The organism is Paraburkholderia sp. BL9I2N2 (assembly GCF_004339745.1).
GTDB lineage: Bacteria > Pseudomonadota > Gammaproteobacteria > Burkholderiales > Burkholderiaceae > Paraburkholderia.
Genome location: NZ_SMGP01000003.1, coordinates 49,079 through 67,984 on the forward strand (window position 1 = coordinate 49,079; position 18,906 = coordinate 67,984).

Sequence of the window (18,906 nt, forward strand, 5' to 3'; positions counted from 1 at the left end):
AAGCGCGGAGGAGAGATCTGCGTCAGGCGGAGCGGCTCTGATGGTTGGTCACGGAGTCGCCCGCCGCATATGCGGCCGTCCCGAAGACGCAGGTGCCAAACGGCGTGGCAATCTTCGCGAGTGCGCCGCCGAATCGGTACGCTGCATCGACTTCAAACCTGTCGAAGGAGGCCTTCATGAAATCGCGCGGGTCTTCCGTGTTTTGCGTGCCAGTTATCCAGGCCATAGGCGAGTCGAACATATTGATCCTTGATTCCGTTGTTGAATGCTGCCAATGCGCCCACTAGTTGCATTGCTATGTCCTACGAACTATTGACAAGAGAACGTGCCTTTCTGGTTCTTTTTATCTGTCTGCATCAGATTTATTAAGTAGAATTTGAATTCCGGCAGTGAGTACGGATTACTTCGAGGGCGGAATGCAATAGTTCGAAAACAAATAGAGGAATGCGGGGCGAGGTGAGACTTGCCGGCATAGCCCAGGATTCGACTGCTGAATTGCATCGCCTTTGCCTCCACCCGGAGCCTTGCAAACGCGGAGACCGGATAGGCCGCTTGTGAGAATTACAAAAAAGTAACTAGCAGTACCGACACTCAAGAGGACCGACGGCAGTTGGTCAACGAGACGCCATCAGGATGCGCAGCATCACACCCGTGCTCTCGGCATATCATTTCAAATACGACGATGCTACCTACGATCGATTTATATAGGATGATGTGTTTCGGAATGAACAAAGTCAAGGGCCCTGGGGAATCTCCCTACCCATGTCGCATGGGTCACGGATTTCACATGGGTGTCGTCTCAAAGAGGGCGCGACTGCGAGCGGCGATGCCGCAACTGACCGCGTGACGCATCTTCGCTGCACTCCGTGATCGCCTGGTTATTCTTGAGCGTGGTGCAAAGCAAAGACGGATGAGCCCGCCAGCAGTGTGGGCTCGCGGGTTGGCGTGCAGATCGGGAAGATGCGCAAGTCGTAACTGGACACGCTCGCGGGAGCGGTGCCAGTCGATCGTCGAGCGGGCGACGACCGAAACGGCGACAGTGTTCGGGCTATCGCAGATATCGTGTGCACGCGCTGTGCGAGGCTCGGCGGTTCGCCGCGTTGACGACCAGGTAGCGGCATTGCCCCTCCTGGACCTCGAATATCATCTCGTGCCGTGCGCAATCGTTCCGTTCAGGCCGGCTACGTGCTCAATGCCATTCAAGGCAACAGACGTCCTCCCTCTCCCGGCACGACACGATGGCATCGCCGAATCTTCAGACATCAAGCAAACGAGGATTGAGCTCCCGTCAAACAAGATCGTCGATCCTCTTTTCGAGGACCTCTGTCAATTCTGATAAAACCATTCTTTGCCGACCGCTCAACGAATCCACGATCTGGACGCCGGTCATTCGATTCGCACCTGCTTGCGCGTCTGATCCGACCTCTCGATGGCATCAATCACCTTGTGAAGGGCTACCGCGGCATCAAAATCAGGGGCAATGTTGGTTCCCTGAACCAGATCCTCGGCCATCTGCCGATAGATGGCCGCCACGTTCCGCGCAAAGTCCGTATCCGCGAAATCGAAGTAGTGAGACTTCGCAACCTCAACCTCGCTATACCCCTGTTCGCCCCTGCGGCCAGCCTCCACGCGCAGTGGCGAGATATTAATGACGGGAGCCTGGTCATTCGTCGCGGTAATGCGCAAATCGCCCAGCGTTCCGTTGATTTCCCACAGCAGGCGCGTGCCGCGCGGCAGGCCCCCGCGAAGCTCTAGGGACAACGGTGCTCCCGACTTCAAAACAGCATTGACCATCACATGATCGTGTGTTTGCATCGGGATCGAGTCGCCCGTCTCGACGATGCGCACGGTCTTCCGGCGCTGCGACACCACGCCCTCCACCTCGTAGACGGGGCCGAGCACACTTTGCACGGCAGCAAGTGCATGCCCACCAATGATCGACAGCATGGTTGCGCCGTTGCGCGAATCCATGGCGTACGAGTCGCCGCGCGTGACTTCGTCACCCCAGGTAGGGCCGCAGCCAAGATAAGTCGACGACAACACGTCGCCTACTGATCCGTCAGCCACTATCTTGCGCACGAATTCGACCTCGGGCGACGCAGTGGCCTGGGTGCCCACCACTGCCCGTACCTTGGCCTGCTTGGCGAGCTCTGCAAGCTCGATCGCTTCTGCAAGGCCGTTTCCGAGTGGCCATTCACAATAGACATGCTTGCCCGCCTCCAAAGCCGCGGTGACAACTTCACGATGATGGGGAACTTTGACCGTTACGGCCACGACGTCGATATCCGGGGAGGCCACTAGCTCCGCCACGTTCTCGAACGCGCGCGGAATGCCAAAGGCAGCAGCGGCGGCCTTTGCACTCGCGAGACTGGTGTTTGCCACGCCGGCGGTTTCGAATACGTCGGACAGCGCACGCAGCGCAGGAATATGAGCTGTCGTACCCCAACCGCGCTCCGTGCTCACTCCCACGATTCCCACTCGAAAGCGTTTTTTCATTGCATCCTCGAAACCATTCAGTCATTTGTAGAAAGGCCGCCCTTTTTTGTCAGGTACGGCTCGAACAGAATCGCGCTCGATGCAGACCTGAAACAGCGAGATAAAGGCTTAACGAATTAACCTCACTCGCTCAAGACGGCTGACGATGCGCTCAATGCTGCATCGCATGTCCGAGCGTCTGGACTGTTACGCCTCAAGGACATCGACGCGTAACGTCACACCGGTCATTTGCCCACACTCGGATGCGGCCGGTATTGTCCCGTCTCCATCAGCTCCGAAGCAGCGAGGGCCTTCGGTGTCCAACGCAGGGTCGCGCGTGTTTCCAGCAACCAGGCCTGATAGCCCTCAGGAACGTCCTCCGACGGCCCGTGATGGATGACCCCCTTTGGCACACAGGTCAACGTGCCGGGTTCCGTGCAACCGCCCCAGGCCCCCGGGCCCCGCACGTAACAGATCACCTCGTCGAAATCGGCGTTGATGTGAACCGGCGGCCGCCCCCCGGGGCGCGCGCTGAGGTTGAACATCAGAATGTCGCCCGTGCCTGATGACAGAAACTGGCTCGGCGGACCGCCCTCAGGCAGGTAGGCGTGAACCTGGATATTGGCCAGATTAAGCTTCCACACCGGGACGGACTCCGACAGGCGCATGCCGAGCGCGAGCGGATCATGCGACATCATGAACACCGTGTTCTCGGTGTCGAGGGTTTTCAGCACCAGCCGCGTCGGGCCGCCGACCGGGATGCTGGCGTCGATCTCGGCGAACTTCAGATCGCGTGCAACGTTGAGCAGGCCACTTGGCGCGGGCGGCGCGAGCTTCAGGGCCGCGGGACTCTCGACGATGAGGCTTCGCATGGCATCGCCCGTTGGTGCATAGCGGTACGCGACGGATCGGGGAATGCAGACGAAGTCCCCTTCCGTCGCCGTGAGACAGCCCACGTCCGTTTCGAACCTGACCGTGCCGGACTGGATGAAATGAATCTCGTCCGCTTCGACGTTGCGCACCACATACGGCATGGGCTTGCGCCGTCCCGACACATGCAGTCTGACGCCGAGCCGGGAAGTCGCCACGGTGGTCGGAAGCGCCTCGGGGTCGTCCTGATCGTCGGGCGTCAAGCGCTCAAGGACGGCACGCCGCGGTGCGTGCGGCCCCTGCACGGAAAGATAATCAGGCGCGTAGGTCGGCCGGGTCACAACTGACAGCGCTCCCTGAAATCCGTCACGGCTCCAGAGTTGCACCGGGGAGGAGCCTGCATCATGCGGCTTGCCACTCATTTGTCCACCTCCTTCGTTCTCCAACACTGCCTCCGTCGCCTCTTGTCTCCTCTGTCGACGTCGGCAAGCAAAGTTCATATAGCAATGGGCGTGCTGGCATTTTCCATCATGATTTGCCTGGTTTGCCCACCAAGGCCGGTATTCGTCCGCCGGGGCCAGCTTGCTATCCATGCATGTTTTTCGTTGACTGCCTCCCCGATTTCCTACGTCAATAGGCCGATTCGTCGTCCCCGTTCTTCGCTCGCGCTGCGGCCAGTGCCGATGCAGTCGGCCGAGGACACCATACGAACGCGTTCTCAGAAATGCTCCCCAGTCTGCTGGTACGGGGGTCACGGACGAATGGCTCCGGTCACGTTAATGTCAGGGCACCCGACTGGCCTGCGACACGAACTTGGTCACGAGGTAGCTATCGAACGTCTCGCTGCCTCCTTCGCTGCCCATACCGCTATCCTTCACGCCACCCAGCGGCGTCTCGGCCAGTGCCAGGCCGAAATGATTGATGCCGACCATTCCGGCCTCGATACGGCCAGCAACGTATTCGGCAGTCGCGATCGAACTGGTGAACACGTAGGAGGCCAGGCCGTATGGCAGCGCGTTGGCACGTGACAAAGCCTCTTCAGTGCTACTGAACTTCGTTACCGGCACGACGGGTCCGAACGGTTCCTCGACCATCAGGCGTGCGGTATCGGGCACGCCGGTGAGGATGGTCGGGGCGAAGAAGTAGCCTGTTTCAGTCAGACGGCTGCCACCGCAAACCAGCGATGCCCCGCGCTCCCGCGCGTCCGTCACCAGGGCCTGCATTGCGTCCAAACGTCGTTCGTGGGCCAGCGGTCCCATCTGGGTCTGGGGATCGAGGCCGTCTCCAACCCGGAGCGGCGCGTACTCCGCAGCGAAGGCATCCACGAACTTCTCATAGACTTTTTCGTGCACGAAGAAGCGGCTCGGTGCCATGCAGACCTGACCCGCATTGCGTGTCTTGGTGCGCGCCAGAAAACGCGCTGCCTGTTCTACGTCGGAATCATCGAACACCAGCACCGGCGAGTGGCCGCCCAGTTCCATCGTCATGCGCTTCATGTGCGCGCCGGCCAGCGACGCCAACTGTTTGCCGACAGAGATGGAGCCAGTGAACGAAATCTTTCGCACCGCGGGAGCGTTGATGAGATGCCGGGAAACCTCGGACGGCACGCCCCAGACGACGTTGAGGCATCCCGCTGGCAAACCCGCATCGTGGAATATGCGCGCCAGCGCCACCACTGCGCTTGGCGACTCCTCCGGGCCCTTGAGTACCACCGTGCAGCCCGCGCCCAAGGCAGCGACCACCTTGCGTAGCGCCAGGTTGAAGGGAAAGTTCCAGGGCGTGAACGCAGCGCAAACACCTATAGGCTCACGGGAGACGGTCTGCTGCACACCCGGCGTGCGCGCCGGGATCACGCGCCCATAAATACGCCGGCATTCCTCCGCGTGCCATTCAGCGTGCTCAGCACAGCTGAGTACTTCCTGATTGGCTTCAGTCAAAGGCTTGCCCTGGTCGAGCGTAATATTGCGGGCGATCTGCGGAGCTCGCTCCCGGATCAACGAGGCAACGCGGCGCAGCAGCGTAGAGCGTTCGATTGCCGGGGTGTGCCGCCAGACCTGGAATGCATCGGCCGCTGCGCTCACGGCGTCATCCAGATCCTGGGGCGTAGCGTGCGGCAATCGGGCGAACGCCTTGCCAGTCGCAGGGTTGATCACATCCTGTTCGGGCCGCCCATTGGCGCTCAGAAAACGGCCACCGATGTAGAGGGCGAGTGCTTCGTAAGGTGCGGTTGTGGTGCTCATGGTGGCCTGGCTCATAGGAATACACTACCGCCGTCCACGGCGAGGGTCTGGCCGGTGACAAAGCCGGCGCCATCACTGACCAGGTACGCCAGCGCCGCCACGAGGTCGTTTGGCACCTGATCGCGCTGGATACAGCGGCCGGAAGTACGGGCGTTTTCACCAATGCGGTCTTGCAGATCAGTCTGCAGCACGCCGTCGCTTAGCGTGAAGCCCGGAGCAATCGCATTGACCGTGATGAGGTCCTTCGCCAGCTCCCGCGCAAGTGAACGCGTGAAGGCAATGACCGCCCCCTTGCTGGCCACGTAATGCGCCATATTCACCGGCCCCTTCATCGGCACGGTGGAAGCGATGTTCACCAAACGCCCCCGACCGCTTTGGCGCAGTTGCGGCAACACCGCTTTGGCAGAGTTAAATGGACCCAGCGTGTTGACTTCCATCACCCGCATCCATTCCTGATTGGTGATCTGCTCAAACGGCTTGAGTGCCAAGGTGGTAAATAGCGCGGCGTTATTGACCAGGCCATCGATTCCACCGAACTCCGAGACCGCTGCGGCCGTCATGTCAGCGACATCCGCCTCGCTGACAACGTCCGTGCGCAGGCCGATAGCCTGATGTCCGGCCTCACGAAGCCGTGCCGCGGCTTCCTCGGCGCCTCGCAGGTCGGCGATGACGACACGGTGCCCCAGTTGTGCAAGGTGTTCGCTGAAGGCGTAGCCAATGCCGCTGGCACCGCCGGTGACAATAAGGCGCTTGGGTAATTCAGGTTTCATAGTTTCCTTCGCAGTCAGAAGACTTCAGGTAGCAATGAGTGAGGCCCGTTTCACCGAGGAAGCGCGGGCCCTTTGCTGCATTTCGCTACATACCCGATCAGATGTCAAAGATCCCGGCTACAATTTCCGGATACCGGACTTTTGTACGAAATTCGAATTTCGCGAGGGTTTATGGCGTCTCATTCGGAGGGGAAGGAACCACGGGAAAACGAACCGGAATACGTGATGGGGCTCGAAAAAGGGCTGTCCATCATCGAAGCATTCGGTATGAAGAAGGGGCCGCTGACTCTGACACAAGCGGCAGAGATAACCGGCCATACAAAGGGTTCGGTACGACGGAGTTTGCTGACACTGTGCAGGCTGGGCTATGCCGCGCAGAATGGTCACAGTTTTGTCCTGGCACCGCGCGCTCTGAGGCTGGGCTACGCTTATGTAGTCTCAGAACCGTTGACCAAGGTCGCACAACCTATCCTGGAGATCACCAGCGAACGCACGCAAGAGGCTGCCTCGATCGCTGTGCTGGATTCGCAGGATGCAGTCTTCGTCGCGCGCTCAACGCATCGGCGCAGCCTTTCCAGCGGATTGGGTGTTGGCTCGCGCTTGCCTGCTTACTGTAGCGCCACAGGGCGCGTTCTGCTGTCAGAGAGACCACCGGCCGAGGTGAGATTCATGCTGAACAGAATGGCACGTCCCGCTCTGACGCCTCACACCCGTACTACGACCAGCAGCATCATGAAAGAGATTGAATTCGTGGGCAAACACGGATACGCCATCATCGACGAAGAACTGGAGATCGGTATTCGCTCAATCGCCGTTCCGATCCGCAACGCACGTGGCGAAATGATTGCAGCCATGAGTCTTTCTGTATCCACAAGCCGTATGACGCGCGAAGGCGTGGTGGAACACCTGCTGCCAGAACTTGAAATCGCGCGCCGCCACCTTGCCGCCCTGTTGTAGCGTTCCGCCTCTTCTGCCAAGCAAAATCAGCGAGCCTGTGTGGCTCGCACTCTCGCGGTTGATGGCCCGCGGGACCGGCGAAATCGTCAATTACCGCCCAGTTTCGCGCCGTCACGACGATGTGATCTCCGTCAGCCCTGGTCCTTTTTTCCTGCATGCCGGACCGGTTGACGAACGGCAGTCAAGAGCGGCGAACAAGGTTTGCGACCAGCAGTTAGAGTGCTGGCGCGTCTAGACTACCTAACACTTGTCAACGTTGCACCGCGGTCCTACCCGATCAGGCTAACGGACTGGCCTGTTGCCCACCGCGCCGGTTTCGATTGACACGAGTGCGCCTGAGTGGCGTCCACCATACGTCAGGAAACTCCGGTAGTCGGGAGCACGCCTGGCGGCCGAATGCGCAGACCGCCAGTTGGGCTATAGCGAGCGTTGCACGCGCCCGGCCGTTTCACGCAGCGTCGGCAGGAAGTTTTCTCGCAACGTTTCGATGCTTACGCGCCCTGAAAATACGCTCACACTCAGCGCCGCCACGATCTGCCCGGCGCTGTTCTTCACTGGTACCGCCATCGCTGACATGCCGATTTCCAGCTCCTCGTCACTGATCGCGTAGCCGTCCTCTGTCGCGCGCCGGATCGCCTTCAGCACGCCGTCGAGATTTGCCACGGTGCGATTGGTGAGCCGCTTCATCGGCACGCTTTCGAGGTGCGCGCGCATCTGCTGTTCAGGCAGGCCACCTAGCAACACGCGTCCCGTGGCTGAGCAATAAGCAGGCAGGCGGCCACCGAGCTTCACGCCGGTCGACACGATACGCACCGCCTCGGCGCGTGCGATGAACACCGAATAACCCTCGTCCAGCACGGCCAGCGACACGGACTCCTGTAGCCTGTCGCGCGCGCTCGCCAGCAGCGGCTGCGCAATCTGCGGTAGCGACGACGTGCTGAGGTAGGCGCCACCCAGCCGTAGCATGCGCGGCAGCGGCGTAAAGAACTTACCGTCGTGCGCGAGATAGCCGAGCTCGACGAGCGTCAGCAGGCAGCGCCGCGCCGCGGGGCGGCTCAGGTCAGCCAGATGGGCCGCGTCCGAGACGGTCATGCGCGTGGTGTTCGCGCCGAACGCCTCGATAATCGCCAACCCCTTGGCCAGCCCCCCCATGCCTTCCTTCGCGCGGGTCTGGCTTGTCTCGTCCTCGTCCTTGACAGGCGACAAGGCGCCGCCCTCTGTGTTGACAGGACTTTTGATGGGTGTCATATTGGTTCTCATATCGAACAATGTACGATATTCGAACACATTACGGCGAGGTTGTCAACGACAGTCCCGCCTCGGTCCCCGGCAATCCGCATTTGACAAATGCCTGCTACGGAGTCAGCAACTTGAACATCATCCCCATCCAGCCGGCGCGCCGCGCCAGCATCGAGTGGCCCGCTGAGGGCGTTACGCGCGTGCCCTATGCGCTGTTCCAGAGCGACGAAATCTATGCGGACGAGCAGGAGGCGATCTTTCGTGGTCCGAACTGGAGTTATCTGTGCCTCGAAGCCGAGGTGCCGAATCCCGGCGACTTCCGCAGCACGTTCGTCGGCGATGCTCCCGTGGTGGTCACGCGCGACGCGGACGGCGAACTCTACGCATTCGAAACCGCTGCGCGCATCGCGGCGCGATGGTTTGCCTGGAAAACGAGGGCAACGCGAAGGACTTCAGCTGCGTCTACCATGCCTGGACCTACAGCCTGCAGGGCGATCTGCTCGGCGTCGCGTTCCGGGACGGCATCAACGGCCAGGGCGGCATGAAGGAAGACTTCTGCCTCGGCGATCACGGCTTGCGCAAGCTGCGGGTAGCGACGCTGCACGGTCTCGTGTTCGGCAGCTTCTCCGACGACGTGGCGCCGCTCGACGAATACCTCGGCGACGAGATCGTCGAACGCATCGCGCGCGTACTCGAAAACCGCACGCCCGTCGTGCTCGGTCGCTTCACGCAGATGCTGCCGAACAACTGGAAGCTCTATTTCGAAAACGTGAAGGATTCCTATCATGCGAGCATCCTGCATCTGTTCTTCACGACCTTCCAGTTGAACAAGCTGTCGCAGCGCGGTGGCATCATCGTCGATCCCACCGGCGGCCATCACGTCAGCTATTCAGCAGTCGATCACGCGGCTGAAGCGGCGGCGCAGGCGGCCACGAACGACTACACGGGCCAGAAGATCCGCTCGGAGAGCGGCCACCAACTCGAAGACACCTCGGTGCTCGCGGGCACCGACGAGTTCGGCGACGGCATCACGCTGCAGATTCTTTCGGTGTTTCCAGGTTTCGTGCTGCAGCAGATCCAGAACGCCATCGCGGTGCGCCAGATTCTGCCGCGCGGCGCGCGCCAGACCGAACTGAACTGGACCTATCTCGGCTTCGAGGACGATACGCCCGGGTTGCGGGAAATGCGTCTGCGCCAGTCGAATCTCGTGGGCCCGGCCGGATATGTTTCGATGGAAGACGGCTGCGTTGGCGGCTTCGTGCAGCGCGGCATCGACGGGGCAAGCGACGCACGCTCGGTGATCGAGATGGGCGGCGACGGCACGACCAGCAGCGCGAGTCGCGTGACGGAAGCCTCGATTCGCGGCTTCTGGAAGGCCTACCGTAACGCAATGGGATATTGACGATGACGCAGGACATTCATCAACTGATCGCCCGCGCGCAGGCCGAATACGTGCGCTGTATCGACGATGGCGACCTCGGGCAGTGGCCCGAGTTCTTCACCACGTCGTGTGTGTACAGGGTCACGACCGCCGATAACCATCGCCGCGGCCTCGTGGGCAGCATGATCTACGCCGCCTCGCACGGGATGCTGGTCGACCGGGTCGCGTCGCTGCGCGACGCCAATATCTATGAACGGCACGTCTATCGTCATTTGCTCGGACAGCCGTACGTGGTCAGCGACGACGGCGCCGAGGCGCGCAGCGAAACCTCGTTCATGGTCGCGCGCATCATGCGCGACGGGACCACCGACCTGTTCGCGACGGGCCGCTATTGCGACGTGTACGTGCGCGACGAGGCGGGCGTGCGGTTGCGCGAGCGCGTCGTCGTGTGCGACAGCTCGCGTATCGACACGCTGCTCGCGTTGCCGCTATGACGCCCGCGAACCTGGCCGGGCGGGCGCGCGATGGCGTGGGCGGCCCGCACGGCATCGGTCCGGAGATCGCCGTCAACGCCACGTGGGCACGGGCGCACGAGCCGGCGTTGCATCCGCGCATCGTGCTGTTCGGCCACACGCGTGTCATCCGCAGGCATGCGCGGCGATGCGCACCCTAGGCGCTTGTGCGCGACATGCTGGCCGTCATTCGGCGGCGCTCTCGCCGGGTGTTTCCGTGATCCTTTCGAGGGTCGGTCACGGCAGCGGTTTCGGCACACGTGGTCACGTAACGACGGGCACGAAGCCGACGCCCATCGACTGATCCGCCCCGAACTTCGACCGACACCAGCTAACAACGCATGGAGGTCATATCTTGGATTTTCGCATTTCGGTCGCTGACAGCGACATAACGTTCCCGTGCGCGGCCGGTGAAACCGTCCTCGACGCGGCCGAACGCGCCGGCTATGCGGTGCCGTACTCGTGTCGCAAGGGCGTCTGCGCGTCCTGCGAAGGACGCCTCGTGGCGGGCCAGGGGCGTTCGCCGGTGCAGGGCGCAGTGGTGGCGCCGGCCGAGCGCGCGCTGCTGTGCTGCCTGCGCCCCGACACCGACCTGGCGATCGCGCCACGCCGCATCGAGAAGCGCGACCTCGTCGCGCGCAGGACGCTCGAGGCGTCCGTGTACCGCATCACGCAGCCGGCCGCCGACGTCAGCATTCTGCAGTTGCGGCTGCCCGCGGGCGTGCGTGCGAAGTTCGGTGCCGGCCAATATCTGCAGGTCGAACTGGAGGACGGTACGCGGCGCAACTATTCGATGGCGAATGCGCCGCACGAAAACGACAGCGTGCAGTTGCACGTGCGCCACGTGCCCGGCGGCCGGTTCTCCGAAGGCGCGCTCAGCCGCATGGCGAAGGGCGACAGGCTGCGCATTGAGCTGCCGTTCGGAGAGTTCACGCTCCGCGAAGGGTCGGACAGGCCCGCCGTGTTGCTTGCGACAGGCACGGGGTTCGCGCCGGTGAAGTCGATCGTCGAGGACGCCATCAAGCGCAGGCTCGAACGGCCGCTGCATCTGTACTGGGGCGCGCGCTGCGCCGAAGACCTCTACCTCGCGGCACTCGCGCAGAAATGGCATGACAGTGGCCGGGTGAAGTTCGTGCCGGTGCTGTCCGAAGCCGACGAGGCGTGGACGGGCCGGCGCGGTTTCGTGCACGAGGCCGTGCTCGAAGACTTTGGCTCGCTCGCGGGATATGAGGTGTACGCATGCGGCAATCCGTCGATGACGAGCGCCGCGCGCGACACCTTCGTGAAGGCCGGCTTGCCCGAAGACGACTTCTTCAGCGACGCGTTCGTCCATACCGGCTGACGCGCCCGAATCAGTGCCCGCGTTGGTGGGCCTGATGGTCGGCTATCTGGCCGTCGCAGCGCTGCGTTCGCGGCGCTTCGATCTATTTCCCTTTTCGATAGGATGGCTACGACGCACGTTGTAAACCGCAATATCCACCCGAAGCCGTCAGTCTAAGGTCGTATCGTCCTTGGACATCTGAACCAGATTTTTCTCAATCTGGTGCGCGACCTTCCAGAACACCTGCATGTCCTGCGGGGAAACTCCGTCGAGCGAGGCTGAAAACATGTCCACGAGCTGCGGCAACATCTCGTCGACCAGGCGCCTACCCTCTTCCTTAAGACTGACGTAATACTTCCTTCGGTCTTTAGGATCTCGAATTCTTTGCACCAGCCCGCGCTTTTCCAGGTTGTCGAGTGCCGGCACTGCGGTCGTCGAGGCAATCCCCACTCGCTTACTTAATTCGAGCTGATTCAACTCGCCGCGCTCGGCCAGTACGCGGAGGTAATACCAATACGCAATGGCCAGGTTTTCTCTATCGAGAATTTTCTGACCCTGTGCATCATAGAGCCGGCGCACCGTCTTGGCCATCCACGGCACAGTTCGACCACGCTCATCAAATAGTTCGGGCGACAGCTTCGCCGCCGCCTCGCCTGGCGGCTCACGATCCAAACTTGCCTTGGCGACGCCGGGATTCGACTTGGGCATTTCCTCATTCCTTTATGTATGGGCAAACGGGGCCACGAATAGCAGTACTCAGGGCACCCCCACCATAGGAGCACTTGACTTTATTTATACCAAATAATATCATTCGATGTAGGTTTATTTTTATCGGTATCATTGCCCTGCAAATGATCCGTTGCAGGTAAGATCATACAACGTGATCGATCGCCGCGTCGCACTGCTCCGCAAAATTCGCTCATCAAGGCGCAATTTGGAACAGTCTGGACCGACGTCGCGGACCGTTCCCGAAACACGGAGACAAAAGGTGGATCTAAAAATGAGAAAGACCCTATCGGCAACGACGCCTCGGATCAGCCCCGGTAGCCGGCTGGTCGGCCGATGGCTGACCGGCAGTCGTTGCGTCCAATCAAAGCGCAGTTCTGCTCAGGGGTGACGTTCTCATGCAACGAAAAATCCTTGTACTTATCCTCTGGCTCATGCCGACCGTCCTGCGTATTGCGGCACGCAAATTTCCGTCCATGCGCGCCCATCTCGCCACAGGCAGCGGAGTCATCCAGCTACGGCTCAGAGACAACACTCTCTCGAGGCAACTCCATTTCCGAAACGGCACCGTGTCGGGCAGCTGGGGTGTGAATCCCAAACCCGACGCCGAGCTTGTCTTCATGGATGTAGCAACAGCCCGCCAGATGCTCGCGCCGAATACCGATCATGCGTTCCTGATCGATGCGCTCAAGAACTTCAAGATCACGCAGGGCGGAAGCGACCAGAAGCTCGTGTGGTTCGGTCAACTCGTCAACACGATGAAGACGGCTGCGTGGCGCAAGGGCATGCCGATGAAGGACGGGACCACGCGTTACGTCACACTCACCAATGGCGGACCCGTGTTCGTCTTCGTCAAAGACGACAAGATCGTCCGCACCACGCCCATCGATCTCGAAGAGGAAGATGGGCCGAGCTGGAGTATCACGGCGAGAGGTCGCCGGTTTTCGCCCGCACGGCGCGCGACGGTCAGCCCGCACGCGCTCTCCCTCAAATCGCTCGTGTACTCCGAAAAACGCCTCCTCTATCCGATGAAGCGCGTCGATTTCAACCCGAATGGCGAACGCAATCCACAGAATCGCGGGATCTCGGGTTATGAACGCATCAGCTGGGACAAAGCCCTCGATATCGTCGCTGGAGAAATCCGTCGCATGAAGAAGGACTACGGCCCTGGAGCGATAGCCATGGTCACGGGCGCACATCACCAGTGGGGCAACATCAACTACTACCTGAGCGCGATGCTGCGCTTCGGCAACCTGATCGGCTTTACCCGCGTCGAACCGAGTCCGATCAGTTGGGAAGGCTGGTACTGGGGGGCCATGCATCACTACGGCAACAGCCTGCGTCTGGGCACGCCGAGCTTTTACGGCACGACCGAGGACTGTCTTCAGCATGCCGAGGTAATCGTGTTCTGGTCGAGCGATCCCGAATCGACCAGCGGCGTCTATGGTGGATTCGAAGGCACCGAGCGCCGACTGTGGGCCAAGCGCCTCGGTATTGAGTTCGTGCATATCGATCCCTATCTGACGAACTCCGCTCAGTTCCTTGGCGGAAAATGGCTGCCGATCAAACCTGGTACCGACTCGGCGCTCGCGATCGCGATCATGCATGAATGGATGATCAGTGGCAGCTACGATAAGGAATACGTGGCGTCAAAAACCACCGGCTTCGACGAATGGCGCGCCTACGTTCTCGGTGAAGAGGACGGCACACCGAAAACGCCGGAGTGGCAGGAAGCCGAAACCGGTGTGCCCGCCAAGGACGTCCGCAGTCTTGCGCAGTTGTGGGCATCAAAGAAGACTTATCTCGCAGCGGGCGGTCTTGGCGCGGGCTTTGGTGGCGCATGCCGCACCGAGACTGGTGCTCAATGGGCGCGAAGCGTCGTCATGATGATGGCGATGCAGGGATGGGGGAAACCGGGGATCAACTTCGGCAATTTGCAGATCGGTGCCCCGCAGGACCTCAATTTTTACTTTCCCGGGTACGCCGAGGGTGGAATCTCGGGCGATCTGAACAACACCGCGAGCGCGGCCAACAACTACTGCCGCATGCCTCACATCATCACTATCAACCCGGTGAAGCAGTCCGTTCCGCGTCAACGGCTTGCCGAAGCCATCGTGGAGGGACACGCGGAAGGCTACGCTTGGGACGGCTTCTCGATCGAGGGGCAATTTGCCGAATACTCGTATCCGAGGCCAGGCTATTCCCGCATCCACATGCTGTATCGCTATGGCTCGTCATCGTTCGGTACAACGCCGGGATCGAACAGGCTCGTCGAAGCGTATCGTCATTCATCGCTCGAATTTATCGTTAACCAGTCGATCTGGATGGAAAATGAGGCCCAGTTCGCAGACATCATTCTGCCTGCGTGTACCGCGCTCGAACGTGATGACATCTCCGAATGGGCCAACTGCGGCGGCTACATCCAGCATGCGCAGAGCCAGCTCAATCACCGTGTAGTGACCATGCAGCACAAATGCATTGAGCCCCTCGGCGAATCGAAGTCCGACTATCAGATCTTTCTGGACATCCTGACAAGGCTTGGATACGGCGGGATGTTCTCGGAAGGCGGTTGCTCCGAATTGGCCTGGTGCGAGCGGATGTTCAATTCAACGGACTTGCCCAAGCAGACCACCTGGAAGAAATTCCTGCAAAAAGGCTATCACGTCGTGCCGCCGCCGAAAAACGACGACAAGCCGCCTGTCGATATGCGCTGGTTTGCGGAAGGCCGTCCGAAGGATTTGCCGGAACCCAATCCGCTACCTGCCACGTATTCGATCGGCTTTGGCGACGGGCTGCCGACGCAGTCGGGCAAGTTCGAGTTCGTGCCGTCGAGCCTGCGCCGCATCGAACAGATTGATCCCGCGAGGCCGGCCGTCAACCGGTACATAAACCGCGCCAGCACCGTGAAACAATCGTTTCCGCTGCAGCTCGTGACCAACCATCCGGTCTACAGCTTCCATACGCATGCGGACGGGAAGAACAGTCACGTCAGCATGATCGACGAACACCGGATGGAGGTCGGTGGATATCGATATTGGGTCCTGCGATTGAGTTCCCGGGATGCAGAAACTCGCGGTCTACAGCGTGGCAATCTGGTTCGGGTCTACAACTCGCAGGCGTCCGTCATCTGTGCCGTCGACGTTTCTCAGCTCGTCAAGGCGGGGGTGGCCCGCGGCAACGAGTCGTGTGCCGAGCTCGACATGATCGAGACTTCAATCGGCTTGGTCGATCGCGGAGGCTGTCTCAATCTCCTGACGCCAGGTGGAAAAATGAGTTCGACCGCGGACGGGATCATGCCAAATACTTGCTGGGTGGAGGTGGAAAAATGGGACTCAAAACTCGGGAAAGCAGCGTGAACGGCTGGGCGCTGGTCGTTGACGTTTCACTCTGCATCAATTGCAGAAACTGCGTCCTCGCAACCAAGGACGAGTACACCGGCAATGCCTTTCCGGGTTATTCCGCGCCTCATCCGCCGGAAGGCCTGGAAACGATCCGGATCGAACGCCACGTTCGCGGAGAGGGCTCGCTCGTCGATGTCACCTATATCCCGAAGACTTGCAATCACTGTGACAACGCACCCTGCGTCAAAGCGGCTTCCGACGGTGCGATCTACAAGCGTCCGGACGGCGTCGTCGTGATCGACCCGGTCAAGTCGCGTGGCCGGCGCGATCTGGTCGGGACATGCCCTTACGGCATGATCGAATGGAACGAACAGGAACAGGTACCGCAGAACTGGAACTTCGACGCTCACCTGCTCGACGCCGGCTGGAAAGAGCCGCGCTGCGCGCAAGCTTGTCCCACCAAGGCGATCCGTGCGTTGAATGTCGAGGACGCCCAATTGGCGGAAATGGTCGAGAAAGAGCACCTGTCAGTGATTCGCCCCGAGTTAGGCACCAAGCCGCGCGTCTTCTACAAGAATCTGGACGATGCGCTCAGCCATCTGGTGGCAGGCAACGTCTGCGAAGACTTGGGTGACGGCCAACTGCGCAATCTTGAGGGTGCCGAAGTTGTCCTGCGCGACTCCTCCGATGGAAGCGAACGCACAACCAGGACCGACCATTTCGGCGACTTCCGATTCTCTGGGCTGATTGCGCCGTCCTCGCGTATCGAGCTGCGGGTGACAAAGGATGGAACGGAAAAGGTCCTCGCTACGAGAGACCGCACAGGAAGCGTCAACCTCGGCACGCTACTCTATTGAAATCAGGTCTCTAGAGTGAGCGCGAAGCACATACACGATGTATAACGCTACGAAGAGACGCTGGGTCATGAGGTCGACGTTGGCATTATTGGTGCGGGCGCGGCTGGCATGGGTGCTGCGATCGTAACGGAGAGCGAGGGGCTCGAGCCTCTCCTGCTGGAGAAAACCAAGGGCCGCCTCGCCCTCGACTATCTGTTGCGTCATTGCGAACTGGAAGTGGTCGCGCTCAACTACCCGGACTACTATCCCGAGCTGCCCGGTGGCACGTTCGGGCGCGCCCATGCGCCGCTCGAATTCGATAGTCGCCAGCTTGGCTCTCATTTTAAGGACCTGCGTGCACCACTGCCGGCATTCGCGTCGTTCGGCGGCATGATGCTTGACCTGGTCGATCTCTTTCACATTCTGTCCTTCACTCGGTCCGCACGCTCGTTCGTTCACGTGCTGAAGCGCTTACCCCTCCATGGTGTCGATCGACTCAATCATCACCCCGGCACTCGGCTCGTTGGCGGAAGCGCGCTTATCGCCCGTTTGTACAAGACCCTACGCGATCGTCAGGTCGAGGTCTGGCTACACGCATCCGCGAGCCGACTGATTACGGAAGACCGCAGGGTCGTGGGCGCGGAAGTGATTTGAAACCGACGTGCCATCCGTGTTCGTGCGCGCGGCGGTGTGGTGATAGCAACCGGCGGCTACCCGGGAAACGTTGACATGCGCCGCGAGCACTCCCGCAAGCCTACGGTCAATCTCAAACTTGGATTGATGAGCAACGCGGTTTCATCGCGGTCGGCAAGGATGGAAACCGCTTCACCAACGAGGCGGCTTCGTTCACGTGCCGCGCGCTGGCGGGCACGCTGCGCTGACGCTAGCCGGCGCGGCTCGAAACGGGATTCCTGGCCTGGAGCGGATCGGGGGACGAGAACGACGTGCCGGGGCAGGCGCGCGTGGCACCGCGCTGCCCCGAATGAGCTCAGGTATAAGAATCAGATCTTGAAGCTTTCGAGGCTCGCAGGGTGAAACAGCTCGTGCGGCTGCAACCGGCGGCTGGAAAGCCCCTCCGCATAATGCTGGGCAAGGAAGCGATCGATGGTCTGCTCGTTTTCGGCAAAGCCGTACGACCAGAAATCGAAGCCCATCAGCTTGCGCGCTGCCCGCAACTGATCTTCGACGAACGGCAAGGTCACTTTGGTCGCCCCGGTCTCGCTGAGCCGCGCGAGCGCGAGGGCCTTCGATTTCTCGAATGCCTTCACGAGTGCACCCGGCAGCCACGGATGCTGGTCGGCGAGCGTCTTTCTGACACCCAGCGTGTGCATGATCGGAAACAGCTTTGTGCGCGCATACCAATCGGCCGCAGTTTTGTGTGGATCGTCGAAGAGATACCGAACCTGCGGATGGCCCTGGTCAAAGCAGGAAGGCGCACGCGGACCGATGACGGCATCGATCTTCCCCGCCGCCAGAAGTCCGGAGATGGTTTCGCCTTCGGGGGCGTCTTCAAGCCTGATGTCACGGGGCAAGTTCAGCGCGATCTTCTCGACTCTGGCCGGATCTTCGTAGCCGCCGCGCACCCAGGTCACGTCCGATGCCTTGACCCCATACTCCTCCTCAAGAAAGAGACGGACCCAGACATTGGCGGTGAGCTGGTACTCGGGGACCCCAATGCGCTTGCCCTTCAGGTCCTCAGGCTTCTCGATCCCCCGGTCCGCTCGCACGTAGATCGACGTATGCCGAAACGCCCGCGACGGAAAGACCGGCACGGCGATATAAGACGAAGCGCCCGCGGCCGTCTTGACCGAGTAGCTGCTGAGCGAGAGCTCGCAGATGTCGTAGTCGGCGTGCCGAAACGCGCGAAAGAAGATCTCCTCAGGCTCCTGCAGCATGAAGACCGGATCTACGCCGTCGATCTGAACATCCCCATCGATCAGCGGCCGCATGCGGTCATAGTTGCCAACGGCGATAGACAGCCGAAGCTTTTGATTTCCCATTACCTCTTCTCCTTGTTGCGGAACAATCGAAACGAAAGTGTCAGCACGAGCCAGCCACGCGTACCCGGAGGCCGATTAGACCGGAATCCATTCATCCTATATAGCATGATCCCACTAAGCATTACATGTGTCAAGAATCGTGGAAGGTCATTGCCAGTCTCGTTTTCCAGACTGTGGGTGGATGCGCAGCACCCGGCGCGTTCATGTGCGCCCTTGCCCAGGGACTTTCCCCAGGGGG

Annotated in this window: 16 protein-coding genes and 1 pseudogene; 8 read left to right on the forward strand and 9 right to left on the reverse strand. The window is 60.7% G+C overall.

The features are described 5' to 3' along the window. Positions 1 to 22: 22 nt before the first annotated feature. From B0G74_RS30950 to B0G74_RS30970, 5 genes are all read right to left on the reverse strand, one after another. On the reverse strand, positions 23 to 226 hold the full coding sequence (locus B0G74_RS30950; RefSeq protein ID WP_132379600.1) for a hypothetical protein: 204 nt from the start codon (positions 224 to 226) through the stop codon (positions 23 to 25). 1,160 nt (positions 227 to 1,386) lie between these two features. Continuing rightward, on the reverse strand, positions 1,387 to 2,496 hold the full coding sequence (locus B0G74_RS30955; protein WP_132379601.1) for a Gfo/Idh/MocA family oxidoreductase: 1,110 nt from the start codon (positions 2,494 to 2,496) through the stop codon (positions 1,387 to 1,389). A 224-nt stretch (positions 2,497 to 2,720) separates the two neighbouring features. Beyond that, complete coding sequence (locus tag B0G74_RS30960; protein WP_132379602.1) at positions 2,721 to 3,767, reverse strand: homogentisate 1,2-dioxygenase; 1,047 nt, start codon at positions 3,765 to 3,767, stop codon at positions 2,721 to 2,723. Positions 3,768 to 4,127: 360 nt separating this feature from the next. Next, positions 4,128 to 5,585, reverse strand: coding sequence for an NAD-dependent succinate-semialdehyde dehydrogenase (locus B0G74_RS30965; RefSeq protein WP_132379604.1), 1,458 nt, complete (start codon positions 5,583 to 5,585; stop codon positions 4,128 to 4,130). 11 nt (positions 5,586 to 5,596) lie between these two features. After that, positions 5,597 to 6,355 (reverse strand): SDR family oxidoreductase, encoded by a 759-nt coding sequence (locus tag B0G74_RS30970; protein WP_132379605.1) that lies wholly within the window; start codon positions 6,353 to 6,355, stop codon positions 5,597 to 5,599. A gap of 225 nt (positions 6,356 to 6,580) precedes the next feature. Here B0G74_RS30970 and B0G74_RS30975 point away from each other — a divergent pair, with 225 nt between their 5' ends. Beyond that, entirely contained in the window at positions 6,581 to 7,312 is a 732-nt protein-coding gene (locus B0G74_RS30975) for an IclR family transcriptional regulator C-terminal domain-containing protein (RefSeq protein ID WP_243658385.1), read from the forward strand. 417 nt (positions 7,313 to 7,729) lie between these two features. Here B0G74_RS30975 and B0G74_RS30980 read toward each other — a convergent pair whose 3' ends face one another. Further along, the gene (locus B0G74_RS30980) at positions 7,730 to 8,560 is read right to left on the reverse strand and encodes an IclR family transcriptional regulator C-terminal domain-containing protein (RefSeq protein ID WP_132379606.1); all 831 of its coding nucleotides are present in this window, start codon (positions 8,558 to 8,560) and stop codon (positions 7,730 to 7,732) included. A 161-nt stretch (positions 8,561 to 8,721) separates the two neighbouring features. Here B0G74_RS30980 and B0G74_RS30985 point away from each other — a divergent pair. The 4 genes and pseudogenes from B0G74_RS30985 (at position 8,722) to B0G74_RS31000 (ending at position 11,786) form a co-directional block, all read left to right on the forward strand. Then, positions 8,722 to 9,953: pseudogene (locus tag B0G74_RS30985) on the forward strand (aromatic ring-hydroxylating dioxygenase subunit alpha). Positions 9,954 to 9,955: 2 nt separating this feature from the next. After that, a complete protein-coding gene (locus B0G74_RS30990) occupies positions 9,956 to 10,426 on the forward strand; it encodes an aromatic-ring-hydroxylating dioxygenase subunit beta (protein ID WP_132379608.1) in 471 nt (156 codons plus the stop codon). Then, positions 10,423 to 10,605: a hypothetical protein gene (locus B0G74_RS30995; protein ID WP_132379609.1), complete on the forward strand. Its 183-nt coding sequence runs from the start codon at positions 10,423 to 10,425 to the stop codon at positions 10,603 to 10,605. Before B0G74_RS30990 ends, B0G74_RS30995 begins: the two co-directional genes overlap by 4 nt. 194 nt (positions 10,606 to 10,799) lie before the next feature. Next, positions 10,800 to 11,786, forward strand: coding sequence for a 2Fe-2S iron-sulfur cluster-binding protein (locus B0G74_RS31000; RefSeq protein ID WP_132379610.1), 987 nt, complete (start codon positions 10,800 to 10,802; stop codon positions 11,784 to 11,786). Between the two features lie 147 nt (positions 11,787 to 11,933). Here B0G74_RS31000 and B0G74_RS31005 read toward each other — a convergent pair whose 3' ends face one another. Further along, entirely contained in the window at positions 11,934 to 12,473 is a 540-nt protein-coding gene (locus B0G74_RS31005) for a MarR family transcriptional regulator (RefSeq protein ID WP_132379612.1), read from the reverse strand. A gap of 533 nt (positions 12,474 to 13,006) precedes the next feature. Beyond that, entirely contained in the window at positions 13,007 to 13,237 is a 231-nt protein-coding gene (locus B0G74_RS46860) for a hypothetical protein (protein ID WP_243658386.1), read from the reverse strand. Positions 13,238 to 13,249: 12 nt separating this feature from the next. Here B0G74_RS46860 and B0G74_RS31010 point away from each other — a divergent pair, with 12 nt between their 5' ends. From B0G74_RS31010 to B0G74_RS31020, 3 genes are all read left to right on the forward strand, one after another. After that, positions 13,250 to 15,847: a molybdopterin-dependent oxidoreductase gene (locus B0G74_RS31010; protein WP_243658387.1), complete on the forward strand. Its 2,598-nt coding sequence runs from the start codon at positions 13,250 to 13,252 to the stop codon at positions 15,845 to 15,847. Beyond that, positions 15,817 to 16,689 carry a 4Fe-4S dicluster domain-containing protein gene (locus B0G74_RS31015; RefSeq protein ID WP_132379615.1) on the forward strand — a complete coding sequence of 291 codons (873 nt, stop codon included), beginning with the start codon at positions 15,817 to 15,819 and terminating at the stop codon, positions 16,687 to 16,689. The genes B0G74_RS31010 and B0G74_RS31015 overlap by 31 nt, the downstream gene beginning before the upstream one ends. Before the next feature lie 108 nt (positions 16,690 to 16,797). After that, a complete protein-coding gene (locus tag B0G74_RS31020; RefSeq protein WP_243658388.1) occupies positions 16,798 to 17,322 on the forward strand; it encodes an FAD-binding protein in 525 nt (174 codons plus the stop codon). A 347-nt stretch (positions 17,323 to 17,669) separates the two neighbouring features. Here the strand turns inward: B0G74_RS31020 and B0G74_RS31025 are convergent, their stop codons facing one another. After that, a complete protein-coding gene (locus B0G74_RS31025) occupies positions 17,670 to 18,668 on the reverse strand; it encodes an ABC transporter substrate-binding protein (RefSeq protein ID WP_132379616.1) in 999 nt (332 codons plus the stop codon). Positions 18,669 to 18,906 lie beyond the last annotated feature (238 nt).

Coding starts and splice junctions, on each gene's coding strand:
- B0G74_RS31015 (WP_132379615.1), top strand. CDS start 15,817: ATGGGACTCAAAACTCGGGAAAGCAGCGTGAACGGCTGGGCGCTGGTC.
- B0G74_RS30950 (WP_132379600.1), bottom strand. CDS start 226: ATGGCCTGGATAACTGGCACGCAAAACACGGAAGACCCGCGCGATTTC.
- B0G74_RS30960 (WP_132379602.1), bottom strand. CDS start 3,767: ATGAGTGGCAAGCCGCATGATGCAGGCTCCTCCCCGGTGCAACTCTGG.
- B0G74_RS31020 (WP_243658388.1), top strand. CDS start 16,798: ATGGGTGCTGCGATCGTAACGGAGAGCGAGGGGCTCGAGCCTCTCCTG.
- B0G74_RS31025 (WP_132379616.1), bottom strand. CDS start 18,668: ATGGGAAATCAAAAGCTTCGGCTGTCTATCGCCGTTGGCAACTATGAC.
- B0G74_RS30955 (WP_132379601.1), bottom strand. CDS start 2,496: ATGAAAAAACGCTTTCGAGTGGGAATCGTGGGAGTGAGCACGGAGCGC.
- B0G74_RS30975 (WP_243658385.1), top strand. CDS start 6,581: ATGGGGCTCGAAAAAGGGCTGTCCATCATCGAAGCATTCGGTATGAAG.
- B0G74_RS30980 (WP_132379606.1), bottom strand. CDS start 8,560: ATGACACCCATCAAAAGTCCTGTCAACACAGAGGGCGGCGCCTTGTCG.
- B0G74_RS31010 (WP_243658387.1), top strand. CDS start 13,250: ATGAAGACGGCTGCGTGGCGCAAGGGCATGCCGATGAAGGACGGGACC.
- B0G74_RS30995 (WP_132379609.1), top strand. CDS start 10,423: ATGACGCCCGCGAACCTGGCCGGGCGGGCGCGCGATGGCGTGGGCGGC.
- B0G74_RS31005 (WP_132379612.1), bottom strand. CDS start 12,473: ATGCCCAAGTCGAATCCCGGCGTCGCCAAGGCAAGTTTGGATCGTGAG.
- B0G74_RS30965 (WP_132379604.1), bottom strand. CDS start 5,585: ATGAGCACCACAACCGCACCTTACGAAGCACTCGCCCTCTACATCGGT.
- B0G74_RS30990 (WP_132379608.1), top strand. CDS start 9,956: ATGACGCAGGACATTCATCAACTGATCGCCCGCGCGCAGGCCGAATAC.
- B0G74_RS30970 (WP_132379605.1), bottom strand. CDS start 6,355: ATGAAACCTGAATTACCCAAGCGCCTTATTGTCACCGGCGGTGCCAGC.